Source organism: Angustibacter aerolatus (assembly GCF_054776675.1).
The window spans coordinates 1-505 of record NZ_BAAHBM010000215.1; the positions used below are offsets into that span (position 1 = coordinate 1).

Below are 505 nucleotides of genomic sequence, written 5' to 3' on the forward strand. Positions count from 1 at the left end.
CCGACGAGGCCCGCGCCACGGTGCACCGCAGCGGCGGCCGCGCCGCCGCGGCGCTGCGCCGGGCGGCCGACCGCGCCCGCGACGCCCCCGGCTGGTTCGGCCGGGCGACCGAGACCCTGCAGGGGTTCGGCGGCGACGTGCAGGCCGCCACGGGTACCTGGGCGCTGCAGGGGGCGGCGGTCGTGGCCGAGCAGAACACGCTGCGTCAGCTCGTGAACCCGCTCGGCGCGCTGCACGACCGCAACCAGCTCGTCGGCGCGACGGCAGGTGCGCTGAGCGAGGGAGCGCGGTCGTGGTGGCAGCACCCGACCGCGACCGCCCGGGCCGCGTGGGACGGCGTGCAGGACGATCCCGGCCTCACGGTGGCCGGCGCGGTGCCCGACGCCGTGCTCGGCGCGCTGACCGGCGGTGCGGGTGCCGTCGCCACGCGTGCCGCCGGCCTCACCGCCAGCCTGGGCGCGCGGACCGCCCTCCGCCTCGAGCAGGTCGCGCGCGCCGCCGGGCA

At 80.8% G+C, this 505-nt stretch carries 1 protein-coding gene; it reads left to right on the plus strand.

Annotation, left to right across the window (positions count from 1 at the left end):
- The coding region (locus ACYVI6_RS18865) for a hypothetical protein (RefSeq protein WP_460447807.1) at positions 1-505 on the plus strand (505 nt) is incomplete at both ends.